Here is a 19,570-nt window from a genome sequence, read left to right on the forward strand (position 1 = left end):
GGTTATAAAACAAACTAAAAAGCCGTAAGTGATCACATTACTTACGGCTTTTATTTCAATGCACCTCAGCCTAGTTATTTCTTAGCAGAAACCCAAAGCTTAATATGACCTTTAACCACAACTACGTCGTTTTCGTCATAAGCGTTAATATCAACAATCACATCGCCCTCTTCCCATTTGTTGTCTTTTAATACAGCTTCACAACGAATATTGGAGTCAGCTTTGGCGGTGTAATCCACTTGCATGCCTTTTGGGATCCAACGTAAATGTTTAGGAACAGAAGCTTCTGCCATAAAACCCATTGCCATTTCTAAGCCATTACAAATAGCAATAACGTGCACTGTGCCTATATGGTTTTCTACTGCCCGTTTCTTTTTAATTAAACAATGACATTCACCCGGAACTACTTTAGTTATAACCGGTGAAATAGTCTGAAAATATGGTGCTTTTCTAGCAGCAAACATAGAAAATAATTTATGACCAAATGGGTATTTTTCTAATTTGTTAAATAATTTTAATACGTAATTTTCGCTCATTTTCTGCTTACCCTGTTTATTTTTATTTAGTATTACTTTTAATCGAGATAAATTAACACATCCGACCAGATAAACTCAAACCCTTTATTACAGCTATCAATAAGATTAATTATGATAATCCAAGCACACTTGAACTTCTTGTTTAGATCCTAGAATAACAGGCACTCGCTGGTGTAATTCAGTTGGCTGAATATCCAATATATTTTGCTCACCGTTAGAGACTAAACCACCAGCTTGCTCTATCAACCATCCCATTGGGTTTGCTTCATATAATAGTCGTAATTTATTAGGTTGTGCGTCATTGTCGGTATGCGCAGGATAAGTAAAAATGCCACCTCGGCATAAAATCCGATGTACATCACCCACCATGCAAGCAACCCAGCGCATATTAAAGCTTTTACCACGCACTCCGTTTTTCCCATCTAATAAATCGCTAATATAGCGCTGCATTGGCGATTGCCATTTGTGTTGGTTGGAGGCGTTAATAGCAAACTCTTGAGTTTCTTCTGGGATACTCACGTTTTCATTGGTTAATAAAAACGAGCCATGAGTTTTATCTAACGTATACAGTTTTACGCCTTTACCTGTAGTTAACGCCAATACTGTAGATGCGCCATACATGATATAACCCGATGCCACTTGGTTCCGACCTGGCTGTAAAAAGTCAATCTCGGTTATTGGCTCACCTTCTGGTTTGTTGTCCGGTATTGGTAGAATAGAAAAAATAGTTCCAGTTATGCTATTTATGTCGATATTTGAGCTGCCATCAAGAGGGTCAAAAGCCACTAAAAAGCGTCCACCAGCTTCGCCTTCCACGACAAAGTCTTCTTCTTCCGAGGCAATAGCGCGGACGAAACCAGATTCTAGTAACATGTCTTTTAGTAGTTGATTGGATAATACATCTAGTTTTTTCTGTGTTTCGCCCTGAATATTTTCGTCTAAAGTTGACCCCAAAACACCAGCTAATTCAGCTTGTCCAACACGGAATGAAATATCTTTACACGCGGCTAATATGGTACGAACCAAAGAAATCAAATCGAGTTCTACACCATCTTCCCGTAATACTGGAGCTAGTCTGCGCATAAGTTAACGTCGCCTTCTTTGTTTAAGTTTATTAAATATATAGAGCGGTTCTAAGAAACGCTTATTCTGACCTTACTTTAACAGGCTTTAACTTTTTTTATTAAAATTTGCAAAGTCAATTCACTGCAATAACTATTAGCTCTAACCCTGCTAGCGCTTTTTGATCTTAATTAGACCTATTGCTAACTTCCTTATTGATATCAATTAGTCATATACTGCTTGATCATAAAATATCTCCAAGCCGTAGTAACTAAATACAACAATCAAAATTTTAATAGGAAAATATGTCAATCTTCAACCGAGACAAAAATAGTTCTATTTTACTTGCTGGCATATTAGCTCTAGTGGTTGGCGTTGGTGTAGCTCGGTTTGTGTTTACCTCACTTTTACCTGCCATGTTAGAAGATACAATTAGTATCGCCTTTGCAGGTATTCTCGCATCATTAAACTATGTTGGTTATTTAACAGGTTCTGTTTTCTCTGTGTTTATTAAAGACATTCACAGCAAGGTAAAATATTTCCGTTTAGGACTCGTCCTCTGTGTTGTCTCCTCTTTGGTATTGGGCATTACCGAAAATAGTACGGTATGGATAATTGCAAGATTACTTGCTGGTTTTGGCGCTGCAATGGCTTTAGTTGTAGGCTCTGCGGTTGTAATGCTAAAACTACAAGCAACCAGTAAAACTAAAGCGATGGGCATACATTTTAGCGGATTAGGGTTCTCAATAGTCATTACCGACTTATTAATGCGAGCTGTATTTTATTATGGCGGTGACTGGAAAGATGCATGGCTAATATTGGCTCTATTGGGCGCGTTACTATCATGTTATTGCGTTTACATTTTACAATTTGAAAAACAACCAAAAGACCAAGTAGTTAAGCATGAATTTGATAAATCATTATTTTCACCAATGGTGATCATTCTAATTTTGGCTTACTTCACCGAAGGTGTTGGTATGGTGGTACAAGCAACCTTCCTTCCCGACATAGTTAATTCGTTAGATGGTCTAGCTGGCTACGGCGGATATGTTTGGTTAGCTGTTGGCCTTGCAGGTATCCCATCTTGTATTATCTGGATGCGTTTGGCGCATAGATTTGGCAGCATTAATATTATGATAGTCGCGATGTTGTTACAGATAGTTGGGATTTTAATTCCTACTATTTCTAACAATATAGTAATGAATCTTGTCAGTGGTTTGCTCTTTGGTGCAACCTTTATTGGTTTAGTCGCTTTATTTATGAATTTTGGCGGCCAACAATCAAGCAAAAATCCCGTATTTATAATGGGTGCTATTACATCGGCATACGGCGTTGGTCAAATACTCGCACCTTTATATTCTGTCGCTTTAATCAAACAATTTAATACTTATGATCAAGCTTTGTACTTAACTGCAATTATTGTTGCTTGCGGTATTTTACTACTTGGTTACGCTAAACGTAATTTACCATCTGTGGTTTCTTCTTAAACTCAATAAAGCAGCATTAAATAAGCACACTTTTGAAAGCCATCGCTAAAAATAGAAGTGAATCAATCTCATTCATAAATCAATTCCTATTGTTCGTCTTATCGGGCACACTAAAATCAACAATATATGTATATTGGTAATAAATTCATAAAGATGGAACATAACAATGACAGCTAAAATTAAACTTTTTGTATTGTTGATAACTTTACTTTCAAACACGGTTATCGCAAAGAATATTAGTAGCTTTACCAAAGGTATGGTTACGACCAAAGGTTTTTATACTTTTTATTACGATGATGCTAAAGATAAAATTTATTTAGATATTGATAAACTGTCACAACCATTTTTATTTCAAAGCTCCATGCCTCAAGGTTTAGGCTCTAATGATATTGGCCTTGACCGTGGACAACTTGGCGATACTCGTATTGTGCAATTTGAGCGTTATGGGAATAAAGTTTTCCTTAACCAATTAAATACATATTATCGAGCAGATTCTAACAATAAAGCCGAAGTACAAAGCGTGAAAGAAGCATTTTCACAATCGGTATTACATGGTTTTACTATTGTCAGCCAAGATAAAAACTCAGTATTAATTGATTACACACCATTCTTACTAACTGATATTCATGGCGTTACTCGTAAGTTAGCGGCTAAAAAAGAAGGTAAATTTTCTTTAGATGCATCTCGTAGCGCCGTGTTTATGGAGCGTAGTAAAGCATTCCCTAAAAACACTGAATTAGAATCTATCGTCAGCTTTAAAGGCTCTACACCGGGTAAACATTTACGCAGCATTGCGCCCGATGCTTATAACATCACAGTGCATTTACATCATTCACTAATTGAATTACCTGATGACAATTACCAGCCTAGAGTTTTTCATCCGTATTCTGGTTTTTGGAGTGTTGAATACAAAGACTACGCGGCTAATTTAGATGATGATATGAGTGTTAAATATATTCCTCGCCATCGTTTACAGAAAAAGGATCCTAACGCTGCTAAAAGTGAAGCTGTTGAACCTATTATTTATTATCTTGATCCTGGTGCACCAGAGCCTGTGCGTTCTGCATTGTTAGATGGTGCAAAATGGTGGAATACCGCTTTTGAAAAAGCCGGATATATAAATGCATTTCAAGTGAAAATGTTACCTGATAATGCAGATCCTATGGATGTGAGATACAACACAATTCAATGGGTACACCGTGCTACTCGTGGTTGGAGTTATGGCTCGTCTGTTATCGACCCAAGAACCGGTGAGATTTTAAAAGGCCATGTAACATTAGGTTCATTACGAGTTCGTCAAGATTACTTAATTGCCCAAGGCCTAACAGCACCATTTAAAGATGAAAGTAGTAATACAAATGCAGTAAAAGAAATGGCATTAGCACGTATTCGTCAACTTTCAGCGCACGAAGTTGGCCACACGTTAGGTATAGCTCATAACTTTGCAGCCTCAGTTAACAACCGAGCATCTGTTATGGATTACCCTCACCCGCTAGTAAAAATAACCAATGGTGAAATAGATTTAACCGATGCTTACGATGATAAAATAGGGGGTTGGGATGAATATGTGATCAAATATGGTTATAGCGAATTTGCTACACCTGAACTAGAAAAACAGCAACTATCTGGATTGATTTCAGCAACAAAAAAACAAGGTTACTTGTATATGTCTGATCCTGATGCTCGTCCACTTTCTGGTGCTGAGCCTAATGGACATTTATGGGATAATGGTGAAAACCCTGCTGTTGAGTTAGAACATATATTAGATGTACGTAAGTTAGCGCTTAATAACTTTGGCCTTAATAATCTAGCTAGAGGTAGAAGCGTATCAGATTTACAAGAAATTCTTGTGCCTGTGTATTTACTCCACCGTTTTCAAACAACAGCTGCGGCAAAGTTAATTGCTGGAGTTGATTACAGTTATCAAGTTAAAGAAGATCTAACATCCACCGATAATAAACTAGCAGTAACTGCAGTTTCTTTTGCCCAACAAAAAACTGCGCTTACAGCAATATTACGCACTTTAACGCCTGCTGAATTAGTTATCCCGCAACATATTGTTAATTTAATTCCGCCAAAAGGCTATGGTTCTTATCGCAATAGAGAAAGTGCACCGACTAAAACGGGTTTGGTATTTGATCCTATTGAGTTAGCGGCAGCATCTGCACAACATTCATTAAGTGCTTTGTTGGAGCCGGCGAGATTAAATCGTCTAGCTCAACAGACAAGCTATGTCAGTGGTGATTGGTCTTTACCTTTATATTTTCAGCAGATTTTAGACTCGACTATAAAAGCGGATATGGAATCTGGTGTTAATGCGTTATTACACAAACGAGTAGCTGCATTAACCATAGAGTCATTGATGAAGAGTTTATTAAGTGAAAGCACATCCATTGAAGTAAAAAGTGACATATTTCAATCATTAACAGAATTAAATTCTTGGTTATTTTTACATTCAAGAAACAACAGCTTCAACAAGTTACTTCGCCATCATTTGTCTTGGTATTTTGAACACAGAAAATGGTTACCGTTAATTAAACCAACTGCTTTACCTCCTGGTTCTCCAATTTAATCGCATTTAGACAAGGTTGACGCTTTGCGTCTAACCTTGTCTGCGTTATTATTCTCCTTTAATCTATTTTTTAAGATAGCTTCTACGTAATTTACATGCTCTCGATTAGCGTAATATATACTCTGTAGGACAATACAAAAGGAAATCATCCTCTTTATGCATATTCATATATTAGGTATTTGCGGTACATTTATGGGTGGCATAGCTGCTATTGCTAAAGAATTAGGTCACAAAGTGACTGGCTCAGACCAAAATGTTTATCCGCCAATGTCTACGCAATTAGAAAAACTGGGCATTTCGTTAACTCAAGGTTGGGGAGAAGAGCAATTTAAACCTCTACCTGACGTTGTCATTATTGGTAATGCTCTATCTCGTGGTAATGAAGCCGTTGAATATGTTTTATCTAATAAAATTCCATATACATCTGGGCCAGAGTGGTTAAAAAACAATTTACTGCAAAACCGTTGGGTGCTTGCTGTTGCTGGAACTCATGGAAAAACCACAACGACAAGTATGTTAACTTGGATATTATCTGATGCTGGTTTTAATCCTGGCTATTTAATTGGTGGTGTACCAGGTAATTTAGAGTTATCAGCGACCGCAGGTGTTGATCCCTTTTTTGTTATTGAAGCGGATGAATACGATACGGCCTTTTTTGATAAACGCTCTAAGTTTGTTCATTACTTACCAAACACGTTAATTTTAAATAATCTCGAATTTGATCACGCCGATATTTTTGATGACTTAAACGCCATTAAACGTCAATTCCATCATATGATCAGAACCGTGCCAGCCAATGGCCTGATATTAAATAACGCAGACGATGAGAATGTCACTGATACTCTTAAATTAGGTTGTTGGACTGAAACCCAAAGTGTTGCAGTTCAGGGTGATGCTGATTGGCAAGTTAACTTATTAGAAAATAATTTAGGTAACAAAGATGGTTCAACTTTTGAAATATTGCTTAATAAACAAATTTTAGGCACGGTTAGCTGGGAAATGTCAGGGCAGCATAATGTTTATAATGGCGTTATGGCTATAGCGGCTGCAAGACATGCGGGTATGGATGTAAAAGTGGCAATACAATCACTAAATACATTTAAAACCCCCAAACGCCGCATGGAGCAAATATACAGCCAACATGACATTACTATTTATGACGATTTTGCCCATCACCCCACCGCTATTGCAACAACACTAGCAGGATTACGTAATAAAGTAGGAAACAGCCGAATTATTGCGGTATTAGAACCGCGTTCTAATACAATGAAAATGGGAATACATAAAGATACCTTGGCCGATTCATGGCAAGAAGCGGATAAAATATTTTTATGTCAAAACCCACAACAAAATTGGCATTTAACTGAAGATAATAAGTTAATTGTATTAGATGATGTGGAACAAATTGTTAGTCAGCTTGTTGATATTTGCGCACCGAATGACCATATAGTCATTATGAGCAATGGCGGTTTTAATGGTATACATATTAAATTAACCGATGCGATTAATCGTAAATTTAACAAACCAGCTTAACCTATAAAGTAACCTTAAAGGCTTATTTAATGTCCATAATTGACAGTGAAAACAATTTTGCAGGCCAGATTACTATTGGTATCACAGGTGCGTCCGGCACTCCTTACGCAGTTGAATTAATTAAGCAATTGGTTAACAACAACATTCAAGTATTTGTGATTATTTCTTCTGCTGCTCGTGTGGTATTTAAAACGGAAGCTGACATTGATGTGCCGGGACATCCACAAAAAGCCACTGAGTTTTTCACCGATTTTTTTAATGCTAAGCCTCAACAGATCACGGTATTTGGCAAAGACGAATGGTTCTCGCCAGTTGCATCAGGTTCAGCTGCACCTAAGCAAATGGTTGTTATTCCTTGCTCAACCGGCACACTTTCTTCTATTGCGGTTGGTGCATCAGATAACTTATTAGAACGCGCTGCCGATGTAGTTATAAAAGAGCGTGGGCAACTAATTATAGTGCCTAGAGAAACACCATTTTCCTCTATTCATTTGGAAAACATGTTAAAACTTTCTAACTTAGGCGTGACTATCATGCCTGCGGCTCCAGGGTTTTACCATCAACCAAAATCAATCGAAGACTTAGTGCAATTTATGGTTGCCCGAGTGTTAGACCACTTACAAATAAATCAACAAATAGTGCCTCGCTGGGGCTATACAAAATCTTAAGAGGCTATTATGAACACCTTAGAGCCGACTATTAATGGTAAAAAAACAGCTATGAATGCCATAGAAATTACAGATCTAAAAAAAACCTACCAATCAAAATCAAGAACCGTTGAAGCGTTAAAAGGAATTTCTTTAAACGTGGCACAAGGTGACTTTTTTGCCTTACTTGGTCCAAACGGCGCTGGTAAGTCGACCACTATCGGCATCATTAGCTCTTTAGTAAACAAGACATCAGGCACAGTAAAAGTGTTTGGTTACGATATCGACTCTGATATAGAAGCGGCAAAGTCGCAAATTGGTTTGGTTCCTCAAGAATTTAACTTCAATATGTTTGAAACTGTATTACAAATAGTACTAAACCAGGCTGGTTATTACGGAGTGGAACGTTCTGAGGCATTAAAACGTGCTGAGAAATATTTAAAACAAACTGACTTATGGGAAAAACGCAATGCCCGTGGTCGTGAATTATCTGGCGGCATGAAACGCCGTTTAATGATCGCTCGTGCTCTAATGCATGAACCAAAGATTTTGATTTTGGATGAGCCAACCGCTGGCGTAGACATTGAAATTCGACGTGGTATGTGGGAGTTCTTAAAAGACTTAAATGCCCAAGGTATAACCATTATTTTAACTACGCATTATCTTGAAGAAGCTGAGATGTTATGTCGTAACATTGCCATTATCGACAACGGTAAAATTGGTAAAAATACCAATATGAAATCCTTGTTAGCCACATTAAATGTGGAAACATTTGTATTAGACACTAGCCCTTTTAAAGGCTCACCAGATTTAGCTGAATATCATCATCAAATTGTGGATGATCATACTATTGAAGTTGAAGTGAAAAAAGGACAAGGCTTAAACGCCATATTTAAACAATTGGATACACAAGATATTCAAGTATTAAGTATGCGTAATAAAGCCAACCGGTTAGAAGAATTGTTTGTCCGATTAGTAGAAGAAGGCAAGTCTAACCAAGCCAAAGGAGATAAATAATATGTTGTCATATTCAGTCGCATTAAAAGCTATTCTTACTAAAGAATGTAATCGTTTCCTAAGAATTTGGGTACAAACCCTAGTGCCGCCAGCAATTACCATGACATTATATTTTGTCATTTTTGGTAATTTGGTTGGTTCTCGCATTGGTGAAATGGGTGGCTTTGATTATATGTCGTTCATTGTACCTGGCTTAATTATGATGTCAGTCATCACTAACTCGTACTCCAATGTAGCAAGCTCATTTTATAGCGCTAAGTTCCAACGCAACATTGAAGAGTTGCTGGTAGCGCCGGTTCCTAACTACATTATCATTTTAGGCTATATTGGCGGAGGCATGTTACGCGGTTTATTAGTTGGACTTATTGTCACTTGTGTTTCTATGTTATTTGTTGATATTCAAATCCACAGCTACACCATACTTATTTTCACTGTGTTATTAACTTCTATGGTGTTTTCATTGGCTGGCTTAATAAACGCTATTTTTGCTAATAGCTTTGATGATATCTCTATTATTCCCACCTTTATTTTAACGCCGTTAACGTATCTTGGTGGAGTGTTTTATAGCCTTACATTGTTACCTGAGATTTGGCAGGATATTTCTAAAATAAACCCAATCGTATATATGGTTAATGCATTTCGTTATGGATTTTTAGGCGTATCGGACGTAGACTTAACTTTTGCCGTTGTCATGATCATTGGTTTTACTGTTATCTTCTTTGCGCTTGCTCTTTATTTAATCAATAAAGGTATTGGTATTCGCTCTTAAATAGTGAAAACACAATAAAATATCATTTAGAGTGTAATTATTTAAAAAAAATTACACTCTCTCCTGCTTTTTTCTAAATATGTGCTTTACTTGTTGATACATAACAATATATTGCCAGTATAAATTTATCTATGTTAATTTTAATGGCATTAGTAGCACAATTAACTACTAATCAGCACAATAAAGACTACTGTAGACAATAAAGAATTTTAGTTCTGTGCCGATATTTGTGTTGTTAAACGGTTATTTTTATTATTTTGAGGGTGTCGAGTGAACAAATTTAAAAATTTAAGTGTATTTATTAAAATTAATGTCATTACTGTTATCGCTATGTTCGCGTTAATAGTGGTATTAATCTTAAATGCATCAGCTATCAGTGAAAATAATAAAAGTTTAGATGAACTCAAAGATAAACGTTATCTTATTGCTCAGTATTCAACAGCCAATTCTTTTATTATCAACCGCATCGATGAACTCTACACTCAAGCTGTATCATTTGGTGATGAAGATCTAATCACTGCAGCTGGCGAACAATACAATCTATTAATCAACAATATTGAAAAAATTGAAGCACTCGACAATGCCTCTAACACTAAACTACTTGAAAAATTTAAAGCCGACCTTAATAGTTATAATCAAACTGCAGTTGAAATCGTAAAAGGCTTTATTAATGAATCATTAGATTTTTCAATTATCCAAGAAAAATCAAAAATTAAAGCTGACTTATACGGAAGCATTAATACAGCGTTAGACGAATATAAAATGAATTCTGACGACCTATATTCAAAAATGGCTAACGACGCTAAAACTCGCTCTCAAAATGCAATTAATAACAGTCTTATTATTTCAATCACACTTACCATACTAATTATCATATTAGGCTATGTTATTGGTGCTAACATCCGGAAAGCGGCATCAGATGCAGCTTGCACATTAGGTGAATTGGCTAACGGCGATGGTGACTTAAAGTCTCGTTTGAATGTAGAAAGTGAAGATGAAATTGGTCAACTAGCGAAAAACTTTAATAAGTTCATGGAGCTATTACGCGGTGCGATTAGTGATGTTATGTCGGTTGTTCAGCCGTTACTTGATAACTCAACTCGCCTTATCCAACGCATGGAAACTGCTGAAGCATCTATGCATAAACAAAGCGAAGACTCAGAGCTTGTAAGCCAATCAATGCAAGAGATGCATCATAGCGTAAATGAAATATCTAATTCTGCTGCATTAGCATCGCAAGCAACAAGCGATGCTGAAATAGAAGCGCAACAAAGTTTAGAGATTTTAAGTAAGTCGATGGCTGCATCGCAAGCATTAAATATTGAAATCAAAGGTGCATCATCTGTTATTCACAAACTTGCAGAAGATACTCAAAACGTAAATACAATATTAGATGTGATCACAGCTATTGCGGCGCAAACTAACTTATTAGCACTTAATGCAGCAATTGAAGCGGCACGTGCTGGTGAACATGGACGAGGTTTTGCGGTTGTTGCTGATGAAGTTCGAGGTTTAGCTTCAAGAACATCTAAATCGACTACTGAAATTCGTGAATTATTAACCGCATTAACAGAAGCTGCAACTGCATCGGTTGATTCTATGGAAAGCGCAAGTGCTCAAGCAGAACGCAATGAAGAATACGCGGCCCAAACTGGTGAGTCTGTTCAAAAAATTGCAGAGCACATTAATACAATCAATGGCATGAACACACAAGTAGCTACCGCAACTGAAGAACAAACAGCTGTAGCGACGACCGTTATTGAAAATGTAAACGATATGAATACATCTATTAGCTCAACATTAGAAGCTTTAGGTGGTATCAGAGATGTATCAAGTAACTTACATACATTGTCGGATGACTTGTTAGAAGCCGCGTCTAAATTTAAACTGTAGCAAGTACTCTCTGTTAAGTTAAAGAAATAGCTTATTCAATGAAAGACCACTTATGTGGTCTTTTTTATGCTTAGAAATTATATATACCGATGTAAGCAAGTATTGAATTTAACGTTTGATGCTCACTAAAGTAATTTGCTAGAATCCCCTGCATTAAACATCCCGCATATTTATCACATTAGGAAGCCCAATGAGCTTAGCTAACTCGGTTTTAGCCGTAAATAACGACCTACCAATCATTACAGACCAAAAAGTTCATAGTGGCAAAGTTCGATCCGTGTACTGGTTAACAGCTGCGGATAGCAAACGACTGATTGAAAAAAATGGCTATAACGTCCAATCTGACGCGCCATTAGCAATTATGGTGATAAGTGACCGTATCTCTGCATTTGATTGTATTTGGCATGGTGAGGGCGGAATTAAAGGCGTTCCAGGTAAAGGCGCAGCGTTAAATGCCGTATCTAATCACTGGTTTAAAATGTTTAAAGATAATGGTTTAGCCGACAGTCATATTTTAGATATTCCACATCCTTTTGTTTGGATAGTGCAAAAAGCCAAACCGGTAATGATAGAAGCGATTGCTCGTCAATATATTACAGGTTCTATGTGGCGTAGTTATGAAAAAGGTGAACGCGAGTTTTGTGGCATTCAACTACCTGAAGGCTTAACTAAAGATCAAAAGTTAGATGACATTCTAATTACGCCGTCAACAAAAGGCATATTAAAAGGTATTCCTAATGTGCCAGAAGTGGATGATGTAAATATAAGCCGTCAGGATATTAGCAATAATTTCAAAGCTTTCAATTTCTTAAACACAGCTGATGTTGATAAATACGAAGTATTATTGAAACAAGGGTTTAATTTAATCAGTGGTGCGTTAGCTGAATTAGATCAAGTCTTTGTAGATACCAAGTTTGAGTTTGGTTATGTAAAAGATGCAGCGGGTAATGACAAACTAATATATATGGATGAAGTCGGCACACCAGACTCATCAAGAATTTGGGACGGCCCTAATTTTAGAAATGGTAAAGTGGTTGAAAACTCGAAAGAAGGGTTTAGACAGATGCTGTTAAACCACTTCCCTGATCCAGATATTCTGTTAAACAAAAACAGAATGCAGGAACGTGAAGCGTTAGCACGTGATAATGCATTACCTGAAGAAGTAATAATGGACATATCGTCAACCTATATCAATATTGCTGAAAAGATCACAGGTAGCAAAATTGTATTATCTGACAATCCAAAACAAGAAGTGATTGATGTATTAGCAGAGCGCTTTCAATTAATAAAATAAACTATGCCTAATATTTGTCGTTTAAATAGGTAACTCCTTAAAACGACAAATTTTAAACAATAAAAAAGGATGCTATTAGCATCCCTTTTTTATCTATTTCTAGTTCTTATCGAGAAGCGATAGAGCTAGCAATTGAAGAATCTGCATGGCCACTTGTGTTAGCCCAATCTAAATCACCAGAAGCTGCAAAATGAGAAGCTGGCATACGCTTAACAATATAGCTACCAACACTTTCAGCTTTGTTTGTCATAGCATAACGAACTAAGTTTTCGCCACCACAAGAAATACCAGTATAAATATCACGTAATTTCATACCTGATTCTTTTAATTTTTTACGAAAACGAGATTTATTATCTGCTGCTACGTTTTCACAAATACCATTTAACGCATCTGCGCCCGCTGCTTGAGCTGTGTGAGTGAAAGAAGCTGATGCAAATCCAATTACTAAAGTTAATGCTGTGATTAATGTTTTCATCTTAAATCCCGTTTAATAAATTATTTAATTAGTGTTTAATAAATCTGATGTGTGCATTGTATTGATCAGCCTACAAAACGAACATAGGGAATCCCCTTATTTTGTTGTTTTAGATCAAATTTATTTAAAATTTTATGCGTTACTCTTTATTTTCTAACATAATTTATTTTTTTACTTTCTCACAACTGAAACGGGATCTAAGTGAATTAATATATCTGAATATGGGTATGCATCTTCCAAAGCGGCTTCTACATTATCGCTCACATCATGAGCATCCAGTAATATCAGATTATCATCTAACTCAAGGTGCATTTGAATAAATACTGTACCACCGGATTGGCGAGTACGAATATCATGAACCCCTTTTACTAGTGGAATATTTTTAGCGATATGTATGATCTTTTGCTCGTCTTCACTTGGTAACTCTTTATCCATTAATGATTGAACCGATTCTTTACCCACTAAATACGCACCGTAAAATAAGTATCCTGCAATACAAATAGCAATCCATGAATCAATAGAGGCATAACCCAATTGAGTTAAATACAAAGCAACCAGAACGCCTACATTCATTAATAAGTCACCTTTATAATGAAGGCTGTCGGCTTTAATGGCGATAGAACTTGTACGTTTAAGTGCATAGGTTTGCACCACAACTAAAAGCAAAGTAATAAAAATACTAAAATAGATAGCCGCTAAACCTACTGAGATATTCTCAACATGATTAGGGTGAGAAAGCTGACCAACAGAATGAAATATTAATAGTAGTGCAGAGCCGGTAATAAATGCAGATTGAAATAAACCAGCTAATGACTCGGCCTTGCCATGGCCAAATCTATGATCATCATCGGCAGGTGTTAACGCATAACGTACAGCAAAAAAATTAACAACCGAGGCTGCAATATCAAATACAGAGTCAGTTAACGAAGCTAAAATACTGGCAGAGTCGGTATTTAACCAGGCATAACCTTTTACAAGTATCATAGAAAAGGCCGCAAAAATAGCAGCTGAGCTAGCAAAGCGAACCCAATAACTATATTCCTCGTTACCACTTTTATTTATCATCTCTTAAAACCAAGTAAAAACACATGTACTATTCATGTATTAATTGTACTCTAGCCAGCTTTTTATACCAACTTTGATAAATCCGCTAAATTTATCCAGTTTGTATTATGGGCTTGTTTATCTTTCATTTTACGCAACGTTGCAAAAATGAGATAAACAGCCCCTAAATATTAAGGAATACCCTTTATGCCTCATTCACGTTACCCATTATCTAAATTAATTTCACCAAACAGTTCCATTGTTTTTGGTTGTATGGGTTTAGGTGGAAGTTGGGAAAGTAACCAAATTAGTGCTGAGGACATTCAACATGCACATCTAGCGGTAGATGCAGCACTAGATGCTGGCATAACACTGTTTGACCATGCCGATATTTATAGCCGAGGCAAAGCAGAAAAAGTATTTGGAGAAGTGTTAAAGCAACGCCCAGAGTTACGAGAGAAAATTAGCATTCAATCAAAATGTGGCATCCGCTTTCCCGATGAACACAACCCTCAGCAATACGACTTTTCACCGGAGTGGATTTTACAATCTGTAGATAACAGCTTAAAGCAACTAAATACTGAGCAACTCGAGATATTACTGTTACACCGCCCAGATCCATTAATGGAGCCTGAACTCGTTGCAGAAATATTTGATAAGTTACAAAGCTCAGGAAAGGTAAAACACTTTGGTGTATCTAACATGCAACATCACCAAATGGCGTTTTTACAAGCCTCCTTATCTGAACCTTTAGTAGTGAACCAAGTAGAGCTAAGCCTTTCTCATTTAGCCTTTATAGAAGAAGGTGTCACAACTGGAAACTCAGGTGAGACCTTAGCCAACTATGGCGCTGGGACTTTAGAATATTGCCAATTAAATAACATCCAATTGCAATCTTGGGGAAGTTTATCGCAGGGCTTATTTTCTGGTGCTGATGTTTCTAATCAGCCACAACATATTCAACAAACCGCCAAGTTAGTCGCTAAATTAGCGGCTGAATATCAGGTAAGTAAAGAAGCTATCGTCTTAGCCTGGTTAATGCGACACCCCGCAAAAATCCAACCCGTTATTGGCACTACAAATCCATCAAGAATTAAAAACTGTGCCCAAGCTGCAAACATACAATTAACCCGTAGCCATTGGTACGAGTTGTGGTTAGCAGCAAGAGGTAAGCAACTACCTTAACTTCTGATTTGATCATAATAAAAAGGCTCATTGAGCCTTTTTAAAATAACTTACGTTTACTCTCTAATGAATCAAGTACGGCTAACATAAAAGAAATTATGGCGGTTAAGTCATGGACTAGCCAATTATGGTGTAAGCCAGATTTCATAACTATAAAGCTAAACAAGACGGTCGGAACAATACAAGATATAAATTGAAACTTGGTAAATTTAAAGCCGATAAATTGAAAATATACAATCCCAACTCCTGTCCCTACTATGGAGGAAGTTAAATACGGGAAAATATTTTGAATATTCAGTTGGATACTAGATGAAATCAGCCCAATAGAAAAAAACACCGTAGTGAGCGTTAAAATATTAGTGACAAATCGTGCAGCAAGTTCTTTATTCATATACATACCTAAATTAATTACATTAAAACAATAAGATATTGGTGCTCGAGCATCCATCTATCCATAGTTTTTTTCAGAGCCTAGTTTTAACAAAGTAACTAGGCTATTGCCACAATTTCATAATCTATTTTTTTCCCACGTAAGGTTAGTGTTATTTCATCATCTAAATATTTACCAATAACAAGTTTACCTAATGGCGATGAATCTGTGATCACGGTAATTAAATGACCGTTTTGTTTTAGCTTTAAACCGCCCATGGCAGGACCGAGTAAAAACCAAGATCCATTATTGTTTACCTTGGTTTTAGAGCTAGAGTTATCATCACTGTCATTTTTTAATTGAATTAAACTGCCAAATTCAATTGGCTTCTCTGACGTTATGATCACACCGGTTAACTTTTTCCATTGCAATAAAGCGAGTTTTAATTCAGCCACACGCTGACTTTGTCCATGAGCTAAATAAGAGGCTTCCAGTCCTACTGTATCGTATTGCGTTTCTGGTTTACTTTGCTCATGGGTTGCTAAATCTTTTGCATCATTAGCAGCACTGGTTGCAATGCTTAATGATTTGTCTATTTCTTCTAATAAGGTATTTAGCAACTGCTGTTTATTTAGTTTCATATTTCTAATTCAAAGGTGTGTTGGGTAAGATTTAACTTCTGGAAATAAATCTAACGCCTGCTCTATCAGCTCAAGCTTCTGCCCTTTTGCTAAATAAATAGCACTAATATCCTGATGAAAAACCGGAGCATCCTCAACCTCAAACAATTGTTTTTGTTGAGTTAACTGAAAAGTCATAGGTTTAGGCAAATAAGCAGTTCCACCCGCTTCCAAAATATAATCCAAGGCAATTTTTGGCTGACTCATATAATGTTTAGCTTGATGCTGCTCACCTAAAAATATTCGATAACTATCATTAATCGACTCACCGTAATCAACTTTAACTAAATTTGGATACTTGTGGCTAGTTGTGGCCAATTTTGAGGTAGTCACTAAGTGCAAAGGGATTGAGGCGACTTTTCGAGTTTTAATTAAATCGACTGATGGCGGTTCAAACAAAAATCCAATGTCGGCTTTTCTATTTAAAATATCACTACGTAATTCTAACGGATTATAAATCCGAGTAAACAAACCCACATCATCAATATTACGATGAATTTTTTGCATCCAAGAATGTAAGGCAATATCCCAAATAGACATCATAGCGCCAATAACCAATTGGCTAGATTGATGACGCGACATGCCAATATCTTGTTTGGTTTTTTGCCACATATCTAAAATGTCATTGGCATGCTCTATTAGCCGATGCCCTTCTGGTGTTAACTTTAATTGTTTGTGGGTTCGGTCAAATAAAGAAGCAGATAACTCTATTTCCAATTGTTTTATACGCGAACTAACAGCAGCCTGTGACAAACCAAGGTTTTCCCCAGCAATTCTAAAGTGAAGGGTTTCACTTACCTCCAGAAAAGTTCTTAACAATTGAGTATTCATTTATATTTAGTCACTTATATATGTAGCACTGCATTGGCTTTACAGGTGTTGTGTATTAGACCTTTTTTTCATAACTATTATAAGTAAAAGGTTAATCAATATTTTTTATCAAACCGATAGAAATAATAAATTATATTAATTAAGTAATTATAGCTATCCTTAACTCATCAAATTAAATAATTAATTAAACGTATTGGAATAACTATGAAAATCGCAATTTTATCACGCAACAAAAACCTATATTCAACTAGAAGATTAAAAGAAGCAGCTGAAGCTTTAGGCCACGAAGTAGACATTATTGATACTTTGCTTTGCTACATGGACATAACAAGTAGCAACCCTACTGTTAGATACCACGGGAAAGAGCTGCCAAAATACGATGCGATAATTCCACGTATTGGTGCGTCTATTACTTTTTATGGTACTGCCGTAGCAAGACAGTTTGAAATGATGGGCACGTTTAACGTTAACGAATCTGTTGCGATAAGCCGCTCACGTGACAAATTACGTTCTTTACAATTATTGTCTCGTAAAGGTGTTGGTCTACCAAGAACTGGATTTGCTAGCAAACCAGATAAAATTAAAGATTTAATCAAAAACGTTGGTGGCGCACCAGTTGTGATTAAATTACTGGAAGGCACACAAGGTATTGGCGTTGTATTAGCGGATACGGCAAAAGCAGCAGAAGCAATCATTGAAGCCTTTATGGGTCTAAAAGCCAACATCTTAGTACAAGAATTTGTAAAAGAAGCTGGCGGTGCTGACATTCGTTGTTTGGTAGTTGGCGGACGTGTTGTGGCAGCAATGAAACGTCAAGGTGCGGAAGGCGAATTCCGTTCAAACCTTCACCGCGGTGGCTCAGCTGAAGTTGTTAAGTTAACTAAAGCGGAGCGTGAAACAGCAGTAAACGCTGCTAAAATCATGGGGCTTGGTGTTTGTGGTGTTGATTTATTACAATCACAAAATGGTCCTATGGTAATGGAAGTTAACTCTTCCCCAGGTCTTGAAGGTATTGAGACTGCAACGGGTAAAGATGTTGCTAAAATGGTTATTCAATATATTGAAAAGAGCATAGCAACGACACCAGCTTCAAGTGTTAATAAAACGAAAGGCCAAGGCTAAGATAAAGTTTAGGATTATAAGATGGAAAATATTAAAATTGGCGAGTTTGAAATCGCCCCAGGCGAGTCTCGCCAAATAGAATTACAGGTTTCAAAGTTATACACCAATGCTCCAGTATCTTTACCTGTGCATATTTTTAGAAGTAAAAAAGAAGGACCTGTTGTTTTTGTAAGTGCAGCGGTTCACGGCGATGAACTTAATGGTATTGAGATCATTCGTCGTCTAATAAGCCAAAAGAACTTTAAAGTTACCTGCGGAACATTAATCGTAGTTCCTATGGTTAATGTATATGGCGTTGTTACACAAAGCCGATATATGCCTGACAGACGCGACTTAAATCGTAGTTTTCCAGGTTCAGCTAAAGGTTCTTTAGCTGGACGTGTGGCACATATATTTATGACAGAGATCATTAAACATTGTGACTTTGGTATTGATTTACACACAGGTGCGATTCATCGCTCTAACTTGCCACAAATTAGAGCTGACTTGTCAGACGTGGAAGTAAAAGAGTTGGCAGAAGTATTTGGTGTAAGTGTGGTTTTGAATTCTGAAGTATTAGAAGGTTCTTTAAGAGAATCGGCTTTTGCCAGTGGCACCAAAGTATTGTTATACGAAGCTGGTGAAGCATTACGTTTTGATGAATTATCAATTCGAGCCGGTCTTAAGGGCATATTGAATGTATTACAACATTTAAAAATGATCCGTAAGCAAACGGCTAAAAAACGTAAAGTTGAACCTTTTATCGCGAATAACAGCAGTTGGACTCGAGCCAATGCAAGCGGCATCGTAAGCAACTTAGTTGCCCTTGGCGATCATGTACAGAAGAACCAACTACTGGCTAAAATATGTGGCCCTTTTGGTGACATATTAGGTGAAGTGCTTGCTACTCGTGGTGGTATTGTTATTGGTAAACAAAACATACCTTTGGCACAAGAAGGTGAAGCGATGTTCCATATTGCTAGCTTTGAAGAAGATCACGAAGACATCGCAGAGCAAATTGAAACAGCCAATGAGTTGTTATTGCCTGAAGATGAAGGTTTATTAAGAGGATAG

The 19,570-nt window shown here is 36.8% G+C and carries 18 protein-coding genes; 11 read left to right on the top strand and 7 right to left on the bottom strand.

Features of this window, described 5'->3' with window-relative positions:
- Positions 1-74 precede the first annotated feature (74 nt).
- Both Q0940_RS04360 and Q0940_RS04365 read right to left on the bottom strand, forming a co-directional pair.
- A complete protein-coding gene (locus tag Q0940_RS04360; RefSeq protein WP_299264543.1) occupies positions 75-536 on the bottom strand; it encodes a hotdog fold domain-containing protein in 462 nt (153 codons plus the stop codon).
- A 105-nt stretch (positions 537-641) separates the two neighbouring features.
- Positions 642-1,619: a class 1 fructose-bisphosphatase gene (locus tag Q0940_RS04365; protein WP_299264545.1), complete on the bottom strand. Its 978-nt coding sequence runs from the start codon at positions 1,617-1,619 to the stop codon at positions 642-644.
- A gap of 284 nt (positions 1,620-1,903) precedes the next feature.
- On the opposite strand from Q0940_RS04365, the gene Q0940_RS04370 reads away from it, so the two are divergent.
- The 8 genes from Q0940_RS04370 (at position 1,904) to Q0940_RS04405 (ending at position 12,810) form a co-directional block, all read left to right on the top strand.
- Positions 1,904-3,085, top strand: a complete 1,182-nt coding sequence (locus Q0940_RS04370; RefSeq protein WP_299264547.1) for a YbfB/YjiJ family MFS transporter — start codon at positions 1,904-1,906, stop codon at positions 3,083-3,085.
- 166 nt (positions 3,086-3,251) lie between these two features.
- Positions 3,252-5,657 (top strand): zinc-dependent metalloprotease, encoded by a 2,406-nt coding sequence (locus Q0940_RS04375; protein WP_299264549.1) that lies wholly within the window; start codon positions 3,252-3,254, stop codon positions 5,655-5,657.
- Between the two features lie 156 nt (positions 5,658-5,813).
- On the top strand, positions 5,814-7,190 hold the full coding sequence (gene mpl / locus Q0940_RS04380) for a UDP-N-acetylmuramate:L-alanyl-gamma-D-glutamyl-meso-diaminopimelate ligase (protein ID WP_299264551.1): 1,377 nt from the start codon (positions 5,814-5,816) through the stop codon (positions 7,188-7,190).
- Between the two features lie 29 nt (positions 7,191-7,219).
- Positions 7,220-7,858: a flavin prenyltransferase UbiX gene (locus Q0940_RS04385; protein ID WP_299264554.1), complete on the top strand. Its 639-nt coding sequence runs from the start codon at positions 7,220-7,222 to the stop codon at positions 7,856-7,858.
- Between the two features lie 51 nt (positions 7,859-7,909).
- The gene (locus Q0940_RS04390; RefSeq protein ID WP_299264732.1) at positions 7,910-8,854 is read left to right on the top strand and encodes an ABC transporter ATP-binding protein; all 945 of its coding nucleotides are present in this window, start codon (positions 7,910-7,912) and stop codon (positions 8,852-8,854) included.
- A gap of 1 nt (position 8,855) precedes the next feature.
- Entirely contained in the window at positions 8,856-9,623 is a 768-nt protein-coding gene (locus Q0940_RS04395) for an ABC transporter permease (RefSeq protein ID WP_299264557.1), read from the top strand.
- A 270-nt stretch (positions 9,624-9,893) separates the two neighbouring features.
- Positions 9,894-11,516, top strand: coding sequence for a HAMP domain-containing methyl-accepting chemotaxis protein (locus Q0940_RS04400; RefSeq protein WP_299264560.1), 1,623 nt, complete (start codon positions 9,894-9,896; stop codon positions 11,514-11,516).
- A gap of 190 nt (positions 11,517-11,706) precedes the next feature.
- Complete coding sequence (locus tag Q0940_RS04405; protein ID WP_299264563.1) at positions 11,707-12,810, top strand: phosphoribosylaminoimidazolesuccinocarboxamide synthase; 1,104 nt, start codon at positions 11,707-11,709, stop codon at positions 12,808-12,810.
- Between the two features lie 106 nt (positions 12,811-12,916).
- On the opposite strand, the gene Q0940_RS04410 is transcribed toward Q0940_RS04405, so the two are convergent.
- Both Q0940_RS04410 and Q0940_RS04415 read right to left on the bottom strand, forming a co-directional pair.
- On the bottom strand, positions 12,917-13,285 hold the full coding sequence (locus Q0940_RS04410) for a DUF3718 domain-containing protein (RefSeq protein WP_299264566.1): 369 nt from the start codon (positions 13,283-13,285) through the stop codon (positions 12,917-12,919).
- A gap of 171 nt (positions 13,286-13,456) precedes the next feature.
- Positions 13,457-14,350 carry a cation diffusion facilitator family transporter gene (locus Q0940_RS04415; RefSeq protein ID WP_299264570.1) on the bottom strand — a complete coding sequence of 298 codons (894 nt, stop codon included), beginning with the start codon at positions 14,348-14,350 and terminating at the stop codon, positions 13,457-13,459.
- 186 nt (positions 14,351-14,536) lie between these two features.
- Between Q0940_RS04415 and Q0940_RS04420 the strand changes: the two genes are divergently transcribed.
- Positions 14,537-15,514, top strand: a complete 978-nt coding sequence (locus Q0940_RS04420; RefSeq protein WP_299264573.1) for an aldo/keto reductase — start codon at positions 14,537-14,539, stop codon at positions 15,512-15,514.
- A 40-nt stretch (positions 15,515-15,554) separates the two neighbouring features.
- On the opposite strand, the gene Q0940_RS04425 is transcribed toward Q0940_RS04420, so the two are convergent.
- The 3 genes from Q0940_RS04425 to Q0940_RS04435 all read right to left on the bottom strand — a co-directional run bounded on the left by Q0940_RS04425 (position 15,555) and on the right by Q0940_RS04435 (position 17,395).
- The gene (locus tag Q0940_RS04425; protein ID WP_299264576.1) at positions 15,555-15,905 is read right to left on the bottom strand and encodes a hypothetical protein; all 351 of its coding nucleotides are present in this window, start codon (positions 15,903-15,905) and stop codon (positions 15,555-15,557) included.
- A 98-nt stretch (positions 15,906-16,003) separates the two neighbouring features.
- Positions 16,004-16,525 carry a hypothetical protein gene (locus Q0940_RS04430; RefSeq protein WP_299264579.1) on the bottom strand — a complete coding sequence of 174 codons (522 nt, stop codon included), beginning with the start codon at positions 16,523-16,525 and terminating at the stop codon, positions 16,004-16,006.
- 9 nt (positions 16,526-16,534) lie between these two features.
- Entirely contained in the window at positions 16,535-17,395 is an 861-nt protein-coding gene (locus tag Q0940_RS04435) for a LysR family transcriptional regulator (protein WP_299264582.1), read from the bottom strand.
- A 204-nt stretch (positions 17,396-17,599) separates the two neighbouring features.
- On the opposite strand from Q0940_RS04435, the gene rimK reads away from it, so the two are divergent.
- Together rimK and Q0940_RS04445 are read left to right on the top strand one after the other, a co-directional pair.
- Positions 17,600-18,517, top strand: a complete 918-nt coding sequence (gene rimK, locus Q0940_RS04440; RefSeq protein ID WP_299264585.1) for a 30S ribosomal protein S6--L-glutamate ligase — start codon at positions 17,600-17,602, stop codon at positions 18,515-18,517.
- 21 nt (positions 18,518-18,538) lie between these two features.
- Positions 18,539-19,570: a succinylglutamate desuccinylase/aspartoacylase family protein gene (locus Q0940_RS04445; protein ID WP_299264589.1), complete on the top strand. Its 1,032-nt coding sequence runs from the start codon at positions 18,539-18,541 to the stop codon at positions 19,568-19,570.

The organism is uncultured Psychrosphaera sp. (assembly GCF_947500655.1).
Lineage (GTDB): Bacteria > Pseudomonadota > Gammaproteobacteria > Enterobacterales > Alteromonadaceae > Psychrosphaera.

Excerpts from the sequence above, each read along its gene's own strand:
- Q0940_RS04435 (WP_299264582.1), bottom strand. The coding sequence starts at position 17,395 with ATGAATACTCAATTGTTAAGAACTTTTCTGGAGGTAAGTGAAACCCTT.
- Q0940_RS04390 (WP_299264732.1), top strand. The coding sequence starts at position 7,910 with ATGAATGCCATAGAAATTACAGATCTAAAAAAAACCTACCAATCAAAA.
- Q0940_RS04430 (WP_299264579.1), bottom strand. The coding sequence starts at position 16,525 with ATGAAACTAAATAAACAGCAGTTGCTAAATACCTTATTAGAAGAAATA.
- Q0940_RS04385 (WP_299264554.1), top strand. The coding sequence starts at position 7,220 with ATGTCCATAATTGACAGTGAAAACAATTTTGCAGGCCAGATTACTATT.
- Q0940_RS04370 (WP_299264547.1), top strand. The coding sequence starts at position 1,904 with ATGTCAATCTTCAACCGAGACAAAAATAGTTCTATTTTACTTGCTGGC.
- Q0940_RS04425 (WP_299264576.1), bottom strand. The coding sequence starts at position 15,905 with ATGAATAAAGAACTTGCTGCACGATTTGTCACTAATATTTTAACGCTC.
- Q0940_RS04405 (WP_299264563.1), top strand. The coding sequence starts at position 11,707 with ATGAGCTTAGCTAACTCGGTTTTAGCCGTAAATAACGACCTACCAATC.
- Q0940_RS04360 (WP_299264543.1), bottom strand. The coding sequence starts at position 536 with ATGAGCGAAAATTACGTATTAAAATTATTTAACAAATTAGAAAAATAC.
- rimK (WP_299264585.1), top strand. The coding sequence starts at position 17,600 with ATGAAAATCGCAATTTTATCACGCAACAAAAACCTATATTCAACTAGA.
- Q0940_RS04415 (WP_299264570.1), bottom strand. The coding sequence starts at position 14,350 with ATGATAAATAAAAGTGGTAACGAGGAATATAGTTATTGGGTTCGCTTT.
- Q0940_RS04375 (WP_299264549.1), top strand. The coding sequence starts at position 3,252 with ATGACAGCTAAAATTAAACTTTTTGTATTGTTGATAACTTTACTTTCA.
- Q0940_RS04365 (WP_299264545.1), bottom strand. The coding sequence starts at position 1,619 with ATGCGCAGACTAGCTCCAGTATTACGGGAAGATGGTGTAGAACTCGAT.
- Q0940_RS04395 (WP_299264557.1), top strand. The coding sequence starts at position 8,856 with ATGTTGTCATATTCAGTCGCATTAAAAGCTATTCTTACTAAAGAATGT.
- Q0940_RS04445 (WP_299264589.1), top strand. The coding sequence starts at position 18,539 with ATGGAAAATATTAAAATTGGCGAGTTTGAAATCGCCCCAGGCGAGTCT.
- mpl (WP_299264551.1), top strand. The coding sequence starts at position 5,814 with ATGCATATTCATATATTAGGTATTTGCGGTACATTTATGGGTGGCATA.
- Q0940_RS04420 (WP_299264573.1), top strand. The coding sequence starts at position 14,537 with ATGCCTCATTCACGTTACCCATTATCTAAATTAATTTCACCAAACAGT.
- Q0940_RS04410 (WP_299264566.1), bottom strand. The coding sequence starts at position 13,285 with ATGAAAACATTAATCACAGCATTAACTTTAGTAATTGGATTTGCATCA.